Source organism: Faecalicatena contorta, assembly GCF_021531895.1.
In the GTDB taxonomy this organism is placed as follows: Bacteria; Bacillota; Clostridia; order Lachnospirales; family Lachnospiraceae; genus JAFBIX01.
This window is the reverse complement of the sequence record NZ_JAFBIX010000005.1, coordinates 87032-106498: the sequence shown is the minus strand read 5'-3', so window position 1 is coordinate 106498 and position 19467 is coordinate 87032. Positions and strand designations below refer to the sequence as shown.

18 protein-coding genes and 1 tRNA gene are annotated in these 19467 nt (G+C 42.7%); 15 read left to right on the top strand and 4 right to left on the bottom strand.

Going from position 1 to position 19467, the window contains the following annotated elements; translation table 11 throughout:
- Positions 1-3: 3 nt before the first annotated feature.
- The 8 genes from JQM81_RS02795 (at position 4) to JQM81_RS02760 (ending at position 8235) form a co-directional block, all read left to right on the top strand.
- Positions 4-1050, top strand: coding sequence for a V0D/AC39 family V-type ATPase subunit (locus JQM81_RS02795; protein WP_235232007.1), 1047 nt, complete (start codon positions 4-6; stop codon positions 1048-1050).
- Positions 1047-2987: a V-type ATP synthase subunit I gene (locus JQM81_RS02790; protein ID WP_235232006.1), complete on the top strand. Its 1941-nt coding sequence runs from the start codon at positions 1047-1049 to the stop codon at positions 2985-2987. Before JQM81_RS02795 ends, JQM81_RS02790 begins: the two co-directional genes overlap by 4 nt.
- Positions 2988-3015: 28 nt before the next feature.
- Positions 3016-3450, top strand: a complete 435-nt coding sequence (locus JQM81_RS02785; protein WP_235232005.1) for an ATP synthase subunit C — start codon at positions 3016-3018, stop codon at positions 3448-3450.
- A 1-nt stretch (position 3451) separates the two neighbouring features.
- Positions 3452-3760: a V-type ATP synthase subunit F gene (locus tag JQM81_RS02780; RefSeq protein ID WP_235232004.1), complete on the top strand. Its 309-nt coding sequence runs from the start codon at positions 3452-3454 to the stop codon at positions 3758-3760.
- Between the two features lie 37 nt (positions 3761-3797).
- Positions 3798-4385, top strand: coding sequence for a V-type ATP synthase subunit E (locus JQM81_RS02775; protein ID WP_235232003.1), 588 nt, complete (start codon positions 3798-3800; stop codon positions 4383-4385).
- On the top strand, positions 4378-6150 hold the full coding sequence (locus JQM81_RS02770) for a V-type ATP synthase subunit A (RefSeq protein WP_235232002.1): 1773 nt from the start codon (positions 4378-4380) through the stop codon (positions 6148-6150). The genes JQM81_RS02775 and JQM81_RS02770 overlap by 8 nt, the downstream gene beginning before the upstream one ends.
- A gap of 14 nt (positions 6151-6164) precedes the next feature.
- Positions 6165-7547: a V-type ATP synthase subunit B gene (locus JQM81_RS02765; RefSeq protein ID WP_235232001.1), complete on the top strand. Its 1383-nt coding sequence runs from the start codon at positions 6165-6167 to the stop codon at positions 7545-7547.
- 70 nt (positions 7548-7617) lie between these two features.
- Positions 7618-8235: a V-type ATP synthase subunit D gene (locus JQM81_RS02760; RefSeq protein ID WP_235232000.1), complete on the top strand. Its 618-nt coding sequence runs from the start codon at positions 7618-7620 to the stop codon at positions 8233-8235.
- A gap of 784 nt (positions 8236-9019) precedes the next feature.
- Here JQM81_RS02760 and proC read toward each other — a convergent pair.
- The 4 genes from proC to JQM81_RS02740 form a co-directional block, all read right to left on the bottom strand.
- Positions 9020-9817, bottom strand: coding sequence for a pyrroline-5-carboxylate reductase (gene proC, locus JQM81_RS02755; protein WP_235231999.1), 798 nt, complete (start codon positions 9815-9817; stop codon positions 9020-9022).
- A gap of 79 nt (positions 9818-9896) precedes the next feature.
- Positions 9897-11186, bottom strand: a complete 1290-nt coding sequence (locus JQM81_RS02750; RefSeq protein WP_235231998.1) for an amidohydrolase — start codon at positions 11184-11186, stop codon at positions 9897-9899.
- Between the two features lie 32 nt (positions 11187-11218).
- Complete coding sequence (locus JQM81_RS02745; protein WP_235231997.1) at positions 11219-11920, bottom strand: L-2-amino-thiazoline-4-carboxylic acid hydrolase; 702 nt, start codon at positions 11918-11920, stop codon at positions 11219-11221.
- Positions 11921-12041: 121 nt separating this feature from the next.
- A complete protein-coding gene (locus tag JQM81_RS02740; protein WP_235231996.1) occupies positions 12042-12557 on the bottom strand; it encodes a DUF6512 family protein in 516 nt (171 codons plus the stop codon).
- Between the two features lie 141 nt (positions 12558-12698).
- Between JQM81_RS02740 and JQM81_RS02735 the strand changes: the two genes are divergently transcribed.
- The 7 genes from JQM81_RS02735 (at position 12699) to JQM81_RS02705 (ending at position 19425) form a co-directional block, all read left to right on the top strand.
- Positions 12699-12771: transfer RNA gene (locus tag JQM81_RS02735), tRNA-Lys, on the top strand.
- Between the two features lie 161 nt (positions 12772-12932).
- Positions 12933-14858, top strand: coding sequence for an AAA family ATPase (locus tag JQM81_RS02730; RefSeq protein ID WP_235231995.1), 1926 nt, complete (start codon positions 12933-12935; stop codon positions 14856-14858).
- A 99-nt stretch (positions 14859-14957) separates the two neighbouring features.
- Positions 14958-15389: a MarR family winged helix-turn-helix transcriptional regulator gene (locus JQM81_RS02725; RefSeq protein WP_235231994.1), complete on the top strand. Its 432-nt coding sequence runs from the start codon at positions 14958-14960 to the stop codon at positions 15387-15389.
- A gap of 217 nt (positions 15390-15606) precedes the next feature.
- Positions 15607-15891, top strand: coding sequence for a co-chaperone GroES (locus tag JQM81_RS02720; protein ID WP_235231993.1), 285 nt, complete (start codon positions 15607-15609; stop codon positions 15889-15891).
- Positions 15892-15925: 34 nt separating this feature from the next.
- A complete protein-coding gene (gene groL, locus JQM81_RS02715) occupies positions 15926-17539 on the top strand; it encodes a chaperonin GroEL (RefSeq protein ID WP_235231992.1) in 1614 nt (537 codons plus the stop codon).
- A 49-nt stretch (positions 17540-17588) separates the two neighbouring features.
- Positions 17589-18107: a MarR family winged helix-turn-helix transcriptional regulator gene (locus tag JQM81_RS02710; protein WP_235231991.1), complete on the top strand. Its 519-nt coding sequence runs from the start codon at positions 17589-17591 to the stop codon at positions 18105-18107.
- Complete coding sequence (locus tag JQM81_RS02705) at positions 18079-19425, top strand: citrate/2-methylcitrate synthase (RefSeq protein ID WP_235231990.1); 1347 nt, start codon at positions 18079-18081, stop codon at positions 19423-19425. Before JQM81_RS02710 ends, JQM81_RS02705 begins: the two co-directional genes overlap by 29 nt.
- The last annotated feature ends 42 nt before the right edge of the window (positions 19426-19467 follow it).

Sequence of the window (19467 nt, the reverse complement as noted above, 5' to 3'; positions counted from 1 at the left end):
AACATGGGAAATGTTATGTCATACAGCGGAATTGTTACAAAGGTCCGTGCGATGCAGGCAAAGCTCCTTACAGAAAAAGATTTTGAGAATATTGCGAATCTGAAAAGCGTACCGGAAGCTATAGATTATCTGAAAGAAAAGCCGGCTTATGCAGATTATGTTAATCGGATGGATGTCTCGTTGTATCACCGCGGCAATGTGGAAAAAGTGCTGTATCAGTCGTTGTTTGATGATTACACAAGAATTTTCCGGTTTGCGGGAATGGAACAGAAGAAGTTCCTGAAGATATACTGGAAGAGGTATGAGATTGATCTGATTAATTATTGTCTGCGTATCATATTTAATCATTACGATAAACCGTTTGATCTAGAATATAAGAAAGAATTCTTCGATAAGTATTCCCAGATATCCATTGATAAGTTGATCACATCAAGAAATATTGTAGAATTGGTAGATAACCTGCGGGGAACGGAGTATTATGCTCCTCTCCAGAAGCTAAGAGATGCAGAGGATGCGAATCTCTTTGATTATGATCTGGCATTGGATCTGTATTATTTTTCCAGTATGTGGAAAAAGAATAAGCGGCTTCTGAAAGGGAAGGAACTGGAACTTTATACCAGGGACTGTGGAACGAAGATAGATCTTTTGAATATCCAGTGGATCTATCGTGCTAAGAAGTATTATCATATGCTTCCACCAGATATCTATTCCCTTACTATTCCGATTCATTATCGAATCAGTGTTGAGGAATTTAAAATGCTGGTCGAGGCACCTACACTGGAAGAATTCGAACGGCAGCTTGGGACGACTTATTATGCAAAGAAACTTGTTGGTTTTGAGGGAAAGAAACTGGAGCATATCTATAAAGAATGTCTGAAGCGATTATATCTGAGTGACCGGAGAAAGAATCCATATTCTATAGCAACGGTCAATACGTATTTATTTTTAAAAGAAGAAGAAATATATAAACTAACTACAGCCCTTGAATGTATCCGTTACGGCTTATCTTCAAGAGAAACGTTAGGATACCTAGGAGGTGTGATTGAATGATTGTAAAAATGAAGTTTTTGAGCATTAGCGGACCAAGAACAGATATTGACCGTGTATGTGATGTATATCTGTCAAAATATGAGATGCAGCTTGAGAACGCCCTTACTGAATTAAAGACGACAGACAATCTCATGCCTTTTGTAGAGGTGAATCCGTATAAGGAACCATTAGCAAAGGCAGAACAGTTTGCGGCTTTGATACCGGATGGAAATGTTCATGTGGACGCTTCCATGACGGAAGACGAGATGATTACATTGATTCGGAATATTAATCATAATTATCTGGAACTGGTAGAAAAGAAAGAACTTTTAAAGAAGAAAGCAGATGGCATAAAGGATAACCTGAATGTACTGGAGCCGTTCAGACCACTGGAGCTGGATCTCTACAAAGTCATGAGATATAAGTATATGAAGGTTCGTTTCGGAAGAATTGAAGTCGATTATTATAAGAGACTGGAGAGATATCTGTTTAGTGATCTGAATGCAATATTCCTGGAAGGTGTCCGGAATGAGAATTATGTCTATGGCTGCTATTTTGTCTCGAATGCAGAGGCAAGTAAAGTGGACTCGGTATTCAATTCTCTTCATTTTGAAAGAATCTCGCTATCCAGGGATTATGTTGGGACACCGGAACTGGCATGCCAGGATATCCAGAAAGAAATTAATGATGCTGCAGAACAGATGAAGGAAATTGATACTAAAATCGAAGAACTCATGACAAAGCATGCGTCACAGCTTCTTGGTGCAAGAAGAAGGCTGGAAGAGTTATCGAATAACTTCGATGTACGAAAGATGGCGGCAAGGACAGATGTAGGAGATAATAAAGAAGATTATTATATCCTCTGCGGCTGGATGGGAGAAAAAGATGTTGAGGCATTTGTAAAAGAAGCAGAACACGATGACAAAGTGTTCATCGTGGTAGAAGAGGATAAGGAAAAGTTCTTTGGAGATCCTCCGACGAAGTTAAAGAATCCTCGATTCTTTAAGCCTTTTGAGATGTTTATCCGTATGTATGGGCTTCCGGCTCATGACGAGATGGATCCGACGATGTTCGTGGCACTGACGTATACATTTATTTTTGGTGCCATGTTTGGAGATATGGGGCAGGGACTGTGCCTGTTTGTTATCGGCGGTCTGCTCTATCTGATCAAGAAGATCGATCTGGCGGGAATCATATCCATCGCCGGTCTTTTCTCGACATTTTTTGGATATATGTTCGGCAGTATATTTGGATTTGAGAATATTATTGAAGCACATTGGTTAAGGCCGGTGGAAGCAATGACGAATCTTCCGTTTATCGGTCAGCTGAATACCGTATTTGTTGTGGCAATTGCATTTGGTATGGCGCTGAATCTGCTGGTGATGATCTTCAATGTGGTTAACGCTATAAAGTCACATGATCTGGAAAACGGGCTGTTTTCGAATAACGGAGTGGCAGGACTTGTGTTCTATGGCTTTCTCGTTCTTACGATCGTCTTGTATATGACAGGACATAAAGTTCCGGGAAATATTATGATGGTTATCTTCCTGGGAGTTCCGATTTTGATGTTCGTGTTCAAAGAACCTCTTGCCAATCTGGTTCAGAAGCGACATAAGAAGATGGAAGAAGGAAAAGTCATGTTCTTTGTGCAGGCATTTTTTGAATTGTTCGAAACAATGCTGAGTTACTTTTCCAACACCATATCTTATGTGCGAATCGGCGCATTTGCAGTCAGTCATGCGGCAATGATGGAAGTTGTACTTATGCTGTCCGGTGCATCTGAGGGAAGTACGAACTGGATCGTATTTGTGCTGGGCAATATTCTGGTATGTGGACTGGAGGGACTGGTCGTTGGAATCCAGGTACTTCGTCTAGAATACTACGAGATGTTCAGCCGGTTCTATAAAGGAAACGGACGGGAATTCAAACCGTTTAATAATCATAGTAAAGAACATTAATAATCCAAACATAAGGAGGATATCAATCATGACATTAACAGTAAAATTATTACTCATTGCAACTTTGATACTTAGTATTATTATTCCATTTGGCTATTATCTGCTCGGAGAAAAATCCAGAAAAAGATATAAACGAGCAATTGGAACCAATGTATTCTTTTATTTTGGAGCATTTGTAATTGCAGCAATCATGATGTTTGGCGGGGATCCGGTACAGGCTGCTGACACTGCAGAAAATGTTGCTTCAAATGCTACAGGATTCGGTTACCTTGCCGCTGCACTTTCAACCGGTTTGTCTTGTGTAGGTGGTGGTATTGCCGTTGCCAGTGCTGCCAGTGCTGCTCTTGGAGCAATCAGTGAAGACTCCAGCGCACTTGGTAAGTCTCTGATCTTCGTAGGTCTTGCAGAAGGTGTATGTCTGTATGGACTGATCATCTCCTTCATGATCTTAGGTAAATTGTAAGATGAAGATGTATCTGATCAGTGATAATATCGATACGCTGACAGGAATGCGGCTGGCTGGTGTCGATGGTGTAGTGGTTCATGAAAGAGAGGAGCTTCGGGAGGCCATTGAGACTGCGATGAATGATAAGACAGTGGGAATCATACTGCTGACGGAAAAGTTCGGCAGAGAATTCCCGGATCTGATCGATGAGATCAAGCTGGGACGAGAGATGCCGCTTTTGATAGAGATTCCTGACAGACACGGAACCGGACGTAAGAAAGATTTTATCACATCTTATGTAAATGAGGCGATTGGCCTGAAATTATAGATGGAATGAAATTCCAATTGAAAAGAAGGTGACACACTTGACAATAGAAGAGAAGATATCACATTTGCAGGCCGCAGCGATGGAAGAAGCCAGAACAGAGGGCAATGCTATTATGAAAAAGCATGAAGATGCGCTGATGGGCGTATTTGAGCAGCACCGCATAGAAGCAACCCGACAGTCGGAGATGAGAGTGAAGGCGGAAAGAGTCCATGCAAAGCAGCAGCTGAATATGGCGATGTCCAAGGCGCAGCTGGAATTAAAAAGAGAACTGGGAAAGACACAAAAAGAGTTGAAAAAGGAGCTGTTCCGGGAGGTTGAGGAACTGATACGGGACTTCATGAAGACGGAAGAATATAAGCGTCTTCTGATTGAGTATATTAATAAGTCGGCCCGATTTGCAGACGGGGCAGCTATGACGATCTACATTAATCCGACGGATGAAGATAAGAAAGATTATCTGGAGGAACATACCGGCATGGCACTTACCGTGAGTAAAGAGGACTTTATCGGAGGTGTGCGAGCCGTGATCAGAGAACGGAATATTCTGATTGATCACGCGTTCAAGGGCGCAATTGAAAAAGAATATCGTGAGTTTGTATTCAGAGGAGGTGCGGGAGTTGAATAGTGTATCAACTGGAAAAATCTACGGAATCAATGGTCCCGTTATCTACTTGAAAGGTATGACTGATTTTAAGATGTCAGAGATGGTATATGTAGGGGAACAGAGGCTGGTGGGCGAAGTGATTTCCCTGGATAAGGATCTGACAACGATACAGGTATATGAGGAAACATCAGGATTAAAACCGGGCGAGATCGTGGAGTCATCTGGATCAGCAGTATCCGTTACTCTGGCACCGGGAATTCTGAATAATATATTTGATGGAATTGAACGTCCGTTGGATCGAATCGCGGATACTGCCGGGTCATTTATCACCCGAGGAATCAGTGTGGATTCGCTGGACAGAGAAAAGTTGTGGGATACGCATATGACGGTGTGTGTTGGAGATGTGGTTCATGGCGGAAGCATTATTGCGGAGGTTCCGGAGACACGTGCAATTGTTCATAAGTGTATGGTGCCGCCAGATGTAGAAGGAACGGTTGTCTCCGTTGTTCCGGATGGGCAGTATACGATAGAGGATGTGCTGGTTACGCTGGAACTTTTGGATGGCAGCAGGAGAGATCTTACGATGACACAGCGCTGGCCGATCCGTGTTCCGAGACCGTCGGCTCATCGATTCCCGGCAAATATTCCACTGATTACAGGACAGCGTATCGTGGATACCATGTTCCCGATTGCAAAGGGAGGAACTGCAGCGATTCCGGGAGGCTTCGGAACAGGAAAGACGATGATGCAGCATCAGATTGCGAAGTGGGCGGATGCAGACATTATTATCTATATCGGATGTGGAGAGCGTGGGAATGAGATGACGCAGGTATTGGAAGAATTCTCTCAGCTGGAGGATCCGAGAACCGGTAACCCATTGATGGATCGTACCACTTTGATCGCCAATACTTCGAATATGCCTGTGGCAGCCCGTGAGGCTTCTATCTATACAGGCCTTACACTGGCAGAGTATTATCGGGATATGGGATATGATGTGGCTATTATGGCTGATTCTACTTCACGTTGGGCAGAGGCTCTGCGTGAGTTGTCCGGACGTCTGGAAGAGATGCCTGCTGAGGAAGGCTTTCCTGCATATCTGGCTTCTCGGCTGTCAGCATTTTATGAAAGAGCTGGTATGATGCAGACTTTGAATGGCGAGGTGGGGTCCGTATCCATTATCGGAGCAGTATCTCCTCAGGGAGGAGATTTTTCAGAACCAGTTACGCAGAATACTAAGCGATTTGTGAGATGCTTCTGGGGACTGGATAAATCTCTGGCGTATGCAAGACATTTCCCGGCAATTCACTGGCTGAACAGTTATAGTGAATATTTGAATGATCTCAGTGGATGGTACGCAGACCATGTGTCGCCGAAGTTTACAGATTATCGAAACAGAATGATGACCATTCTGAGCCAGGAGAGTAACCTGATGGAGATTGTAAAATTGATCGGCGGAGATGTACTTCCGGATGATCAGAAACTGATCCTGGAGATCGCCAGAGTAATCCGTCTGGGCTTCCTGCAGCAGAATGCTTTCCACAAAGATGATACCTGCGTATCGCCGGAAAAGCAGTTTAAGATGATGGATGTTATCTTATATCTGTATAAAACATCCCGGGCTCTTGTTGCAATGGGAATGCCGATGTCTGTGTTAAAGGCGGAAGGAATCTTCGAGAAAGTAATTGCAATGAAATATGATGTTCCAAACGATGATCTGCAGCTGCTAGATCTATATAAAGTGGAGATTGACCATTTTTATCAGAGAGTAATCGAAAAGAATGCATAAAGGAGGAACCGTAAATGGCAATAGAATATCTTGGACTGAGTAATATCAACGGACCTCTTGTTGTACTGGAAGGAGTGCAGAATGCTTTCTTTGACGAGATTGTTGAATTTGTCGTAGAAGGCAACATCAAGAAGATGGGCCGTATTGTTGAACTGAATGAAGACAAGGCGATTATACAGGTGTTTGAAGGAACGGAGAATATGTCCCTTCAGAATACGCATACAAAATTGACCGGGCGTCCGATGGAAGTGGCTGTGTCACCGGATATGCTGGGGCGTACATTTAACGGAATCGGAGAACCAATCGATGGACTGGGCTCGATTACGGCAGTGGAGCGAAGAGATGTCAACGGACTTCCGCTGAACCCGGTGCGCAGAGAATATCCGCGAAACTATATCCGGACCGGAATCTCTGCAATTGATGGACTGACAACACTGATTCGTGGACAGAAGCTTCCAATCTTCTCGGGAAATGGACTGCCGCATGATCAGCTGGCAGCACAGATTGTTAAGCAGGCATCTCTGGGAGATGGCGCAGAAGGAGAATTTGCGATTGTATTTGGAGCAATGGGTGTAAAGCATGATGTGGCGGAATTCTTCCGGAAAACATTTGAAGAAAGCGGAGTATCTGACCATGTATGTATGTTCCTGAACCTGGCAAATGACCCGGTGGTGGAACGTCTGATCACACCGAAAGTTGCGCTGACAGTGGCAGAATATCTGGCATTTGAATGCAATATGCATATCCTTGTTATCCTGACGGATATGACCTCGTTTGCAGAAGCGTTACGAGAAGTCTCATCCTCCAAAGGAGAGATCCCTTCTCGAAAGGGATACCCGGGTTATCTGTACAGTGAGCTGGCAACCATCTATGAGCGTGCCGGAATTGTAGAGGGTTCAAATGGATCTGTAACGCAGCTTCCGATCCTTACGATGCCAAATGATGATATTACACATCCGATCCCGGATCTGACCGGATATATTACAGAGGGCCAGGTTGTATTAGACCGAAGCCTTCATGGGCAGGCGATCTATCCGCCGATCAGTGTACTTCCGTCCCTGTCACGTCTGATGAAGGATGGAATTGGAGCTGGATATACCCGTGAAGATCATCAGGATCTGGCAAACCAGTTGTTTTCTGCATATGCAAAAGTGGGAGAGGCAAGAAATCTGGCTTCTGTTATCGGCGAAGATGAATTGTCTCCGATTGATAAAAAATATCTGAAGTTTGGTGTAGAGTTTGAAAAACGTTACATCGGCCAGGGCCCGACGGAGAATCGGACGATTCAGGAAACGCTGGATCTGGGCTGGGAACTTCTGCGGTTATTGCCAAAAGAAGAGCTCGACCGAATTGATACAAAACTGATCGATAAATACTATACACCGGCAACAGACTAGTTGCGATATTTGGAAATAGCAGATAGTCTGTAGACTGTAATAAGATTAGCAGTAGAAAAGAGGTTTGTATATGGATCCGAGAGAATTTCCTACAAAAGGAAACTTAATGCTTGCTAAGAATTCGCTGGCACTTGCGCGTCAGGGATATGAGCTGATGGATAAGAAACGTAATATCCTCTTAAAGGAATTGATGGGGTTGATTGATGAGGCGAAAGATATCCAGGAAGAGATTGATTCGACCTTTACGAAAGCATATGCCTGTCTGAAGCGTGCCAATATTGAGCTGGGAATCAGTAAAGTACAGGAGTTGGCCTTTACTGTTCCGATAGAGGATTCTATCCGTATTCAGACGCGAAGTATTATGGGAACAGAAATTCCGCATATAAAATATGATGAGAAACAGAATAAACTGACTTATGCATTTGGTGCCACGCATGAGTCTATTGATATTGCCAGAGAGGCATTCCGTGAGGTGAAAGCATTGACGATCAAGCTGGCTGAAGTTGAAAATTCAGCTTATCGCCTGGCTACGAATATCAAGAAGACACAGAAACGCGCCAATGCACTGAAAAATATTACAATCCCGATGTATACCAATCTGGTTTATAACATCAGTAATGCCCTGGAAGAAAAAGAAAGAGAAGAATTTACCAGATTGAAGGTAATTAAAAGGATGCAGGGGAAGTAGGAATTTAGATGAGTTAGTTGGTGATTGGGTGTGTACGGCGAGAGGACGGATGGGATGGTTTCCATTGCGGAGTCCTTCGCTAAGAATCCATAACAGGAAAAAAAGCAGATATTTTGTGACCAGGCTGATTCGCCCCGAAATCTTGATGATTTCGAGGCTCAGCAGCCTTCTCAGATCTGGCTTGAAGCCAAATCTTCGCACAAAATATCTGCTTCTTTTCCAGTAACGGATTCTATCGCTTGGCCAACGAATGGAAACTATCCCATCCATCTTCTCGCTTGACATCCCCCAAGTCCGCAACTTCCTCATCCGGGAGGATTCCTGCGCGTCATGCAGAGGGAAAGATATCAGTAAAGATATTGTCAAAAAACTGGCGGAATAACTAACTGATTCTTCCATTGAAATAATGATGAATAGTATAAAAACATCGCTCCCCATTGCGCTTCGCGCCAGAAATTCCGCCAGATGAGTCCGTTCGGTAATTGGAAATGTCAGGCGCAAGGGAGTTGGATAGGCTGGTCTGTATCCGTCTATCCAAGTGTTAGAATCCGTTACAGAAAAAAGAGTTGCAATTCCGTGTGAGAATTTGGCATTCAGCCAAATTCAAAAGGACTGCTGAATCGAGAAATTATCCAAATTTCTCGGTGAATCAGTCCGGTCACGAAATTGCAACTCTTTTTTCTGTTATGGATTCTCAGCGAAGGATATCGGATACAGACCAGCCTATCCAACTCCCTTGCGCCGTACACCTCCCAATCACCAACTAACTCATCTAAATTCCCATCTATAACTTCTTGGATTTCTCAGCGGCTTTGTTGATGCAGTCGATAACGGCACCTCTCATGCCGCCTTTTTCCAGTGCCTCACATCCTTCGATGGTTGTTCCGCCTGGGGAGGTTACCATGTCTTTGATTTCACCTGGATGTAATTCTTTTTCAAGAATCATTTTGGCTGTACCGAGAGCAGTCTGTGCTGCAAGGCGATAAGCTGTTTTTCTAGGAAGCCCCTGTTTTACTCCACCATCAGCCATGGCTTCAATGAACATAGCAACGAAAGCAGGACCACCGCCGTTTAATGCACAGGCAGCATCAATCAAGTGTTCCGGTACCATTTCAATAATTCCGATTGTGCTGTAAATGGATTTTGCAATCTCTAATTCTTCTTCTGTAAAGTCATTGTCAGAGCAGATTGCGAATGCTCCTTCGAATACCATAGCAGGAGTATTTGGCAACAGGCGAAGAATCCTTGGAGTACCGTCAATCATATTTCTCAGGCGTTCTACGGTTACTCCGGCAACGATGGACATCATTGCTTTTTCATCTAACGCTTTTTTACATTGAGATAACGCTTCGGCAGCATTCTGTGGTTTTACGGCCAAGAGGATAATATCGCTGCTTAAGCAGACATCTTCATCATCTTTAGCAAGGTTCACACCCCAGCCCTTGGCTTTTTCCATCATAGCAGGATTAATGTCATATACATAGACATTCTCCTTAGGGAGAACGCCGCTTTCCAATGCGCCGTAGAGAATAGCGCCACCCATGTTACCACATCCAATAACTCCAATTTTCTTTGTAATCATATTATGTACCTCCTTTATTGGGGACGTAGTAAAATGCAATTTTACTACGTCCCCATTTAACATTTGTGGTGTCACTTTTTTATAAATGGGGTGTACCCAAATGATACTTCCATACTTTTTGTAAATTTTCTGGTTTCTCAAGTAATAATTTTGTTCCTTCTGCCATGCATCTTGCAGCGTACAGCATTCCTTTGTGGCCGATGCTCATTCCGGCTTGTTTGGCGGCTGCCCAGTGGTGCAGTGGTGTGCCTTTGCACATGGTTGCTGCGCTGATTGTGATGAGGGGAACGGTATGGCTTACTTCGGAAGCGTCTGTTCCAATGGATATGGGGACTGGTTCGTCTTCCAGTGGTTCTAATCCGGTGAAGTAGATACCGTTATTTTGAAGGCCTGCCTCGCGGGTAATATCTGCGGCAAAGGCGAGTTCTTCTTCTGTATATTCAGGGGTCGGAATCTGAGTCATGGCTTTGTAGTAGATCTCGGTCAATGGACGGTTGACTTTCATCTCTTTGCAACTTCCGACCAGTTCAATGTCGACGGATGTTCCAGTCATCATGGCAGCGCCTCTGGCGCAATTGTCGACTCGGATGCTTGCATCTTCGGTACGGGCACGTTTGGCGGATCGGATGAAATAATTGGTCTTGGCAAAGTCGGGAACGACATTTGCCGGCAAGCCGTTATCGATGTATGCATAGTGCATACGGACGTCACCGGGGACGTGTTCTCTTAGATAATTGACGCCAATATTCATAAGTTCCGCTGCATCCAGTGCGCTTCTACCAGCTTCCGGTGCCTTGGAAGCGTGGGCGCTGATGCCGTGGAATGTGTAGTTTTTGATATCCTGAGATTGCCAGATATCGTTGCTTATACGGTTTCGGTCGAATGGATGCCACATGACGGCTACATCCAAGTCATCGAATACCCTTTTCTCATTCATTTTTATCTTGCCGGACATGATCTCTTCTGCCGGACAACCATACACGCGGATCGTTCCAGGTGTATGATTTTTTTTCATATCTGCTTTTAATGCGCAGGCTGCAGCACAGACTCCGGTGCCGAGAAGATTGTGCCCACAGGCATGTCCCAGTTCTGCAAGCGCATCGTATTCTGCAAGGAATCCAATAATTGGTTTTTCTTGAACAGGAGTACTATGCCATACAGCGGTAAATGCGGTCTCAATGTCGGCTGTTTTATATGTGACTTCGAATCCATGACCTTCCAGGTATTCTGCCAGATATCTGGAGGAAAGAGTTTCCTGGTAGGCGAGTTCCGGATGTTGGAAGAGGTAGCTGGCGGTTTCGATTAGTTCTGGCTCATGTTGGTCAATCCAGGATGCGATAATGTTCGTCGCATCTGCTTCATGGTTCATGTCATACCTCCTTGTAGTTAATGTGTTTTTAATTACTCTGCCGGATAAACATTTTCCAGGACATCCAGATATTCCTGACCGAAGGTGTCGGCATAATCCTTCAATGCCAGATCAACAGCTTTTTGCCCGTCTTTACCAAGAGTATCGATTAATGTCTTGCTGATTGTGTGCTTGATATGAGCAGTGTGAAAATTAAAATCTTTCATGCAGGAAGTTCCAAGCTCTTTTTTCTTTTCTGCGAGCTGAGTGACCTCATCAGGTGTCAGGGGATATCCCCAGTCAAATTCACATCTTTCTCCGCCCCAGCTCATGGAAGTGGCAGTTGGAGTGCAGACAAAATCAGAACGGAATCCCTGGTAAACTGCATTGTCAACATTGACACAATAAAATTTGCCGTATTCGGTCAATCCGTGTTTTTTCCAGGCATCACACCAGGCGCATTTGGATATGTAGGTCTGAAGTGTCGGTTCTGTACGTAATTGTCCAAATTCCATCTGACCGTTGTAATCGGGTTTCCATTCACCATATGCCTGATTGGTCATAGTTGTCAGCGGGTCTCCATGGGCAATTGCGTTGGCAGCCATACGGGCACCTCGTTCGTTGCCATAGGTAGTCATTCCGGTAAGAATTGCTTCTTTCCCTTTTTCACCGCATAATTCGATTGCGTGTTTTGCAAAGAGTGCAAATAAAACTGCATGGTGCTCTATCTTACATTGAACAGGTTTATTTTCCATAATCCCACGCTCCTTTCTTGTAACGTAATAAAGTACCAACACAATTATACTACAGTTATCTGAAAAATGCATTGCGGATTTGTGGATTGTGAAATAAATTCGTTGACACCCTGATTAAGAGTCAGAGTGTAGGAAAAAACAGAGGAATATCTGGTGGAAAGCAGGTAAAAGCAAAGAAACTCATGGATACCAGAATCCAAAGAGAAAATACGATAGTCTGTGAAGGAAGCGTAAGTTCTCTTTGCTGTAGATAATGACAGATGGAGAAGGAGAGAAAAACACTAAAAATAAAGATAAGAAGATCAACGAAGAGAAAATGTTGTCCTATGACTCCTGTATACGTGTAAAATAATACAATAATAGAAAGTATTCCGCATAGAGCAGCGATAAAACGATAATAGAAGAAACGAATTGTATGGAAGTGAAATTTAAAATACTGGGAAACAGATACGAAAAGAAAAGGAAAGAACAAAAGCTTCAAATGTTCCCAGGTAGATTCATTTACCGGACAGAATATGGCGACCCCTGCCAGTTTTCCAGAAATATCATATAAAAAGTGATTCAGACAGCCCAGAACAATTACGATAAGTATATAAGGCTTGTCTTTTGCGTCAATATATTTTGATAAAAATTTCATAACAATACGCCTCCCTCCACTAGTATATGAAGGAAAATGCAAATATATGAAAAAAATATAAAAAAACACTTGCTTTTTTCAGAATGCTATTATATAATATAAATTGCGTTACGGAAGACGCAATAAAAATCAATAGTAGATGCGCGATTAGCTCAGTTGGTAGAGCACCTGACTCTTAATCAGGGTGTCCAGGGTTCGAACCCCTGATCGCGCACTTAGGAATCACTGTTTTTGGCGACATGAGAGCGTTGGGGGCGGTGATTTTTTTGCTGTATTTTTTTACAATAAAATGTTGCAATACGACACGACATAATGTTGCGATGTGAAACATTACATGTTATACTTTAGGAAAGTACAAAGGGAGTTGATTCGGACATGAAAACGAAATTTCATGAGTATTTGATGCATCTGCGCAGAGTAAGGGGATATACGCAGGCAGAGATGGCAGAAAAGTTGAATATTTCCCGTTCCACTTATACGAATTACGAATCAGGAAAGAGATCACCGGATCTGGAGACATTAGAGAGGATTCGAGATGTGCTGGATTGTTCGATGGATGAACTCTTTGGAAGAGCACCGGCAGCAAGGTATGGCGTGTTGTGCGAGAATATGGTATCCTATCAGGCGCAGCATAAGAAGTCGCGGAAGAATATCAGGAAAAAGCTGGTAATTGGAGAACAGAATTTTCGTAGTTTACGTGAAAAAGGTGGATATTATGTGGATAAGACGAAGATGATAGAGGAATTCCTGGAATCCTGGTATCAGATCACGCTGGTCACGCGCCCCAGAAGATTCGGGAAGACATTAAATATGTCCATGTTGGCTGAATTCCTGGATTGTACAAAATATTCCGGCGATGTGTTTGCAGGGACCAGAGTTACCGAAAGCTATGTCATGGAAGAGATGAATGAACATCCGGTCATATTTCTGTCATTTCTGAATGTCAAGGGCAGTTCGGCGAACGAGATGTTGTATAAGTTATGTGATGTGATTCAAAAAGAATATCAGCGGTATTCATTTGTATGGAAGGAAGCGCGATTGCCCAAGGAGCAGAATGCGCAGGCACAGAGGATATATCGCTGTCTTTGCCAGAGGGAAATGGATGATGAGGGGAGAAATTATCTTGTTGCATCGGTTTCTGTATTATGTTATTTGCTGGAATTATATTATGAGAAAAAGGTATACCTTCTTATAGATGAATATGATACACCATTTATTTCTGCAAATGATAGCGGATATTATGAGAATATACGTGGCGTACTGGCAGAACTTTTAAGCTCTTCGCTCAAAGGGAATCCGTCTCTTGAAAAAGCGATGTTGACTGGAGTGCAGCGTGTTGCCAAGGAGAATATATTTTCCGGACTCAATAATCTGGTTGTCTGTACGGTAAAGGATCCGGAATATGCAGAATGCTTTGGATTCTCAGAGAAGGAAGTCAAAGCACTTTTGCAATATTGTGAACTGGAATTTTCAAGTGATATTAAGGCAATGTATGATGGATATCTGTTCGGTACAGAGGAGGTATATAATCCGTGGTCGGTAACATGTTATGCATCCAGAAAGAAGCTAGAAGCCTATTGGCTGAATACCAGTGAGAACAGTATCATTAAAAATGCACTTGCGCAGCGGGGCGAATCTTTTTCCCGTGGCTATAATGAATTGATTGAAAAAGGAACAGCAACTGTTAGTGCAGAACTGTCAATGGCATATTATGAGAAGCAGGATGATGCTTCTCTTTGGGGACTGTTAATCAACGCAGGGATGGTAACGGTCCAGGAGGAATTAAGTGAAGGAATCTATAAGCTTCGGATTCCAAATTATGAAGTGTGGAAGGCTTTTCAGGAACTTACAGCATTTTATATGCAGGTAGAAGAAGGACATATTGACCTGATGCTCTTGAATCTGAGAACAGAGGCTATGGAGAGATTCGCAGAAGAATATCAGTGGATTCTAAAGGATCTGCCATCCTGTCATGATTTAAAAAGTGAGAACAGCTATCATATGATGATGCTAGGAATGTGTACTTTTCTGCATCCATATTATGATGTGCAAAGTAACCGGGAGAGTGGAATGGGAAGGGGAGATATTCTCCTTTATGCCAGAAAACCAGAACTGCCACATATGATACTGGAATTCAAATATACCAGAGACAGGTCACAGAGTCTGGAAGAATTGGCGCTGGATGCAATACGGCAGGCGAAGGAAAAGAAGTATGATGCACAGATGGAAGGGACAGTGTATTATGTTGGGCTGGCGCATTATGGCAAGAAAGCAGAAGTAAAGTGGGAAAAAAGAGAATAGCTTGTTATTCTTGAGCATAAATATTCACAAGTCCTTTATTGCCTTACATTCTCTTATTTGATAAAATGATACTTAATATTTGAAAAAGTAGGTGATGTTATGGACGGACAGATGGAATCTATCTTGCAAGGCGGACAGTTTAAGAAACTGTTGGATGAACAAAGTATAGAATTACGCCAGAAATATGACTTGAAAAAAGCAGAATTAGAGATTTTGTATTTCTTATCCCGTTGCGGTAGCCATAACACTCCCACGGATATCCATACACAATTAATGATGAACAGGGGCCATATCTCACAGGCGGTTGACAGTCTGTGTAGGCGGAAGTTTATTATGGCGATTCCAGACGAAAATGATCGTAGATATGTGCATTATGAAGTACTGGATTCTGCGAAAGAGATTGTTGCAGAGATGGCAAAAAGAAGAGAAGAGATGAACCGACAGATTCTGCAGGGAATATCAGAAGAAGAACTTCGGGTATTTCTGGAAGTTTCCTTGAAGATAAAAAGTAATATAGAAAATATCATATAGTCTGATGAAAATGCAAGGTATAAAAATATGCTTTGCATTTTTATTTTTAAAAAAAGTATAAACTCTGTTGACAAAGAAAAAACAAGTGATATAATACTTTAAAAATAAATAGTTTAAAATTAAAATAATTACTTCGCGAGGAGTAATATATTTTTTAAACTAAACCTGGCACTCGGATAGAAAGAGTGCTGACAAAAATGAAAGGCAGGTTATTGTAATGAAATTAAGACCATTAGGAAACAGAGTTATTTTGCAGCAACAGGAAGCAGAAGAGAAGACACAATCTGGAATTATCCTGCCAGACAGTGCCAAAGAAAAACCACAGGATGCAGTTGTAATCGCGGTTGGACCTGGAAAGGGAGACGACGAAAAATGTAGCGGTATGCAGGTAAAAGAAGGGGATAAAGTTATATATTCTCAATATGCCGGAACAGAAGTTAAGATAGATGATGAAGAGTATATTATTGTAGATCAGAGCGATATTATGGCAATTGTAGAATAGATTTTGAAAAGTTCAGAGAAAGAAGGAATTCATTATGGCAAAGGATATTAGTTTTGATATTGATGCAAGAAAGAAAATGGAGACAGGTGTCAATAAGCTTGCAGACACTGTAAAAGTAACACTTGGACCAAAAGGAAGGAACGTAGTATTAGAGCAGTCTTATGGTGCGCCATTGATCACTAATGATGGTGTGACAATCGCAAAGGATATTGAACTGGAAGACCACTACGAGAACATGGGTGCGCAGTTGGTCAAAGAGGTTGCGACGAAGACGAATGATATCGCAGGTGACGGAACGACAACAGCAACCGTTCTGGCACAGGCACTTGTCAATCAGGGAATGAAGAACATTGCGGCCGGAGCGAATCCTATCATCCTGAGAAAAGGTATGAAAAAAGCTTCCGATGCTGTCTGTGAATCGCTGGAGGAGATGAGCCAGCCGGTAACTGGAAAAGATCATATTGCAAAGGTCGCTGCCATCTCTGCAGGTAACGAAGAAGTTGGTGAGATGATCGCAGATGCGATGGAAAAGGTCGGAGAGAATGGAGTCATCACTATTGAGGAAGCCAAGACCATGAAGACAGAAATTGATGTGGTAGAAGGTATGCAGTTTGATAATGGATATCTTTCCGGTTATATGTGTGATGACAAAGAGAAGATGGTTGCCAATATGGAGAATCCATATATCCTCATGACGGATAAGAAGATCTCTAATATTCAGGACATTCTTCCGATTCTGGAAAATATCATGAGAGAGGGAAAAGAGCTTCTGATTCTTGCAGAAGATGTAGAAGGCGAAGCTCTTACGACATTGATCGTAAATAGATTAAGAGGAACCTTAAAGGTTGTTGCAGTAAAAGCTCCTGGATTCGGGGATAATCGAAAGGAAATGTTGCAGGATATCGCTACTTTGACTGGCGGACAGGTTATTATGGACGATCTTGGAATGCAGCTGAAGGACACAACAATGGATATGCTTGGACGTGCCAGATCCGTGAAAGTTACCAAGGAGAATACAACCATCGTTGATGGCGCGGGTAACAAAGCCGGAGTGGAAGAACGAATTGACAGCCTGAGAAGACAGATGGCAGATACAACATCTGATTTTGACAAAGAGAAACTGATGGATCGTATTGCCAAACTAGGCGGCGGTGTTGCAGTGATCCGTGTCGGAGCAGCAACAGAGACCGAGATGAAGGAAGCCAAATATCGTATGGAAGATGCAATGAACGCTACCAAAGCTGCAGTGTCTGAAGGAATTATCAGCGGCGGCGGATCTGCATATATCCATGCACAGAAGAAAGTCCATGAACTTGCAGCAACACTGACAGGCGATGAAAAGACAGGTGCAGAGATCGTAGCAACAGCACTGGAAGCACCGCTTTACGCGATTGTAGAAAATGCAGGACTGGAAGGCTCTGTCGTTGTAAATAAAGTAAAAGAAAGTGAAGATGGAATTGGATTCGATGCAATTCATGGAACGTATGTAGATATGCTCAAAGAAGGAATTATCGATCCTGTCAAGGTCACAAAACATGCACTTGCAAATGCCGTCAGCGTAGCAGCTACACTTCTGACTACAGAAGCTGCTGTGGCAGATATCAAGGAAGCAGCACCGGCAGTACCTCCGCAGCCAGATATGTATTAGGATAAATATGAAGACCGATAAAAGATAGCTGATTCGGAGTGATAGATGTATGAAGAACTTATTAGAGAATAATGAAGTAGCAGAGCTTTCGAATGAACTGATATATCGACATTATCTGATGAACAGGGGTAAAATCCGAGAACTTTTTTGTGAAATGACCTTGGCCGAATACATTGCTCTGCATATGATTGCTTCAGAGAGTAAGAGTTCTATCATATATGAAGGAAGGACTTATTTAAAAGATCTGTCTGATAAGATGCAGATGACCATTCGGCAGACTTCCAAGATGATAACGGAATTAAAAGACCGGGGGCTGGTTCTGTGGTCCCATGATGGAAGTGGAAAAGAAGGGACCTATGTCACAATAACAGATACGGGAAGCAGTCTGCTTGCCAGACAAGAAGCCTGTCTGAAAGATTATTATGGAAAAGTAATCGAAGCGTTTGGAAAAGAGAATCTGATTAAATTACTACAGCTGATGAAACAACTGGATACCGTTATGACCAGTAAGATAGAAGAAATGGAGGTGTCGGAAGAAAATGACAGAGATGATGGAATTGATGAATGATTATACAAAACGAGAAGAAGATATCTGCCGTAAAAATGATAACATTGACCGGCGCCTGTATGATGAGTATGGTGTAAACAGAGGCCTGCGTGATGAGAATGGAAATGGTGTTCTGACAGGACTTACGAAGATATCAAAGATTGTATCAACACGTATAGAAGGCAATAAAAAGGTTCCCTGTGATGGAGAGCTGTGGTACAGAGGATATAAGGTGGAGAATCTGATTCACAGTCTGGGACCGAATCAGATGGGATTCGAAAAGATTGCTTATCTACTGCTGATGGGCGAACTGCCTTCAAAGGTAGAAGAGGCAACATTTCGTGATATCATCGGAAGATGCCGGACGCTGCCGACCAATTTTACCAGGGATGTCATTATGAAAGCACCATCTGAGGATATCATGAATTCTATGACAAGGAGCATTCTGACCCTGGCTTCTTATGATAAGAATGCGAAAGATATCAGTGTCAGCAATTCCCTTCGGCAATGTATCCAGTTGATTAGCGAATTCCCGCTGCTTGCTGTGTATGGTTATCATGCATACAACCATTATGAAAATAATCAGAGTATGTATATTCACAATCCTGATCCAGAGCTGTCTACCGCAGAAAATCTTCTTCGAATGTTACGTCCGGATATGAAGTATACGCCGACAGAAGCAAAAGTTCTGGATACTGCATTGATTCTCCATATGGAGCATGGAGGAGGAAACAATTCTACTTTTACAACGAGAGTCGTAACTTCTTCCGGATCGGATACCTACTCTACGATAGCAGCAGCAATGTCCTCCCTGAAAGGGCCAAAACATGGAGGAGCGAATATTAAGGTCATGGAAATGATGGAAAATATCCGGGAAAATGTAAAAGATTATGCGGATAAAGAGGAAGTAGCAGCCTATCTGAATAAGATTATTGATAAGCAGGCATTTGACCGGAAGGGGCTGGTCTATGGAATCGGCCATGCAGTCTACTCGCTGTCTGATCCGAGAGAAAGAGTGTTCAAGCAATATGTGAAGCAGCTTGCAAAAGAAAAAGGAAGAGAAGAAGATCTGACACTTTATGAAAATATAGAGGAGCTTGCTCCGGAGCTGATTGCCAAGAAACGCCATATATTCAAAGGAGTCAGCCCGAATGTAGACTTCTACAGTGGATTTGTGTACGATATGCTTGGAATTCCACAGGAATTATACACAGCGATATTTGCAATCGCAAGGATTGTCGGCTGGAGTGCACATCGCATCGAAGAATTGATCTGCACAGATAAGATTATACGTCCGGCTTACATGAGCGTGATGGAGGAGAAATTGACAATTGAGTAAGAAAATGCTATGATGAACAATGTTCACATGGGAGGTGAGTAT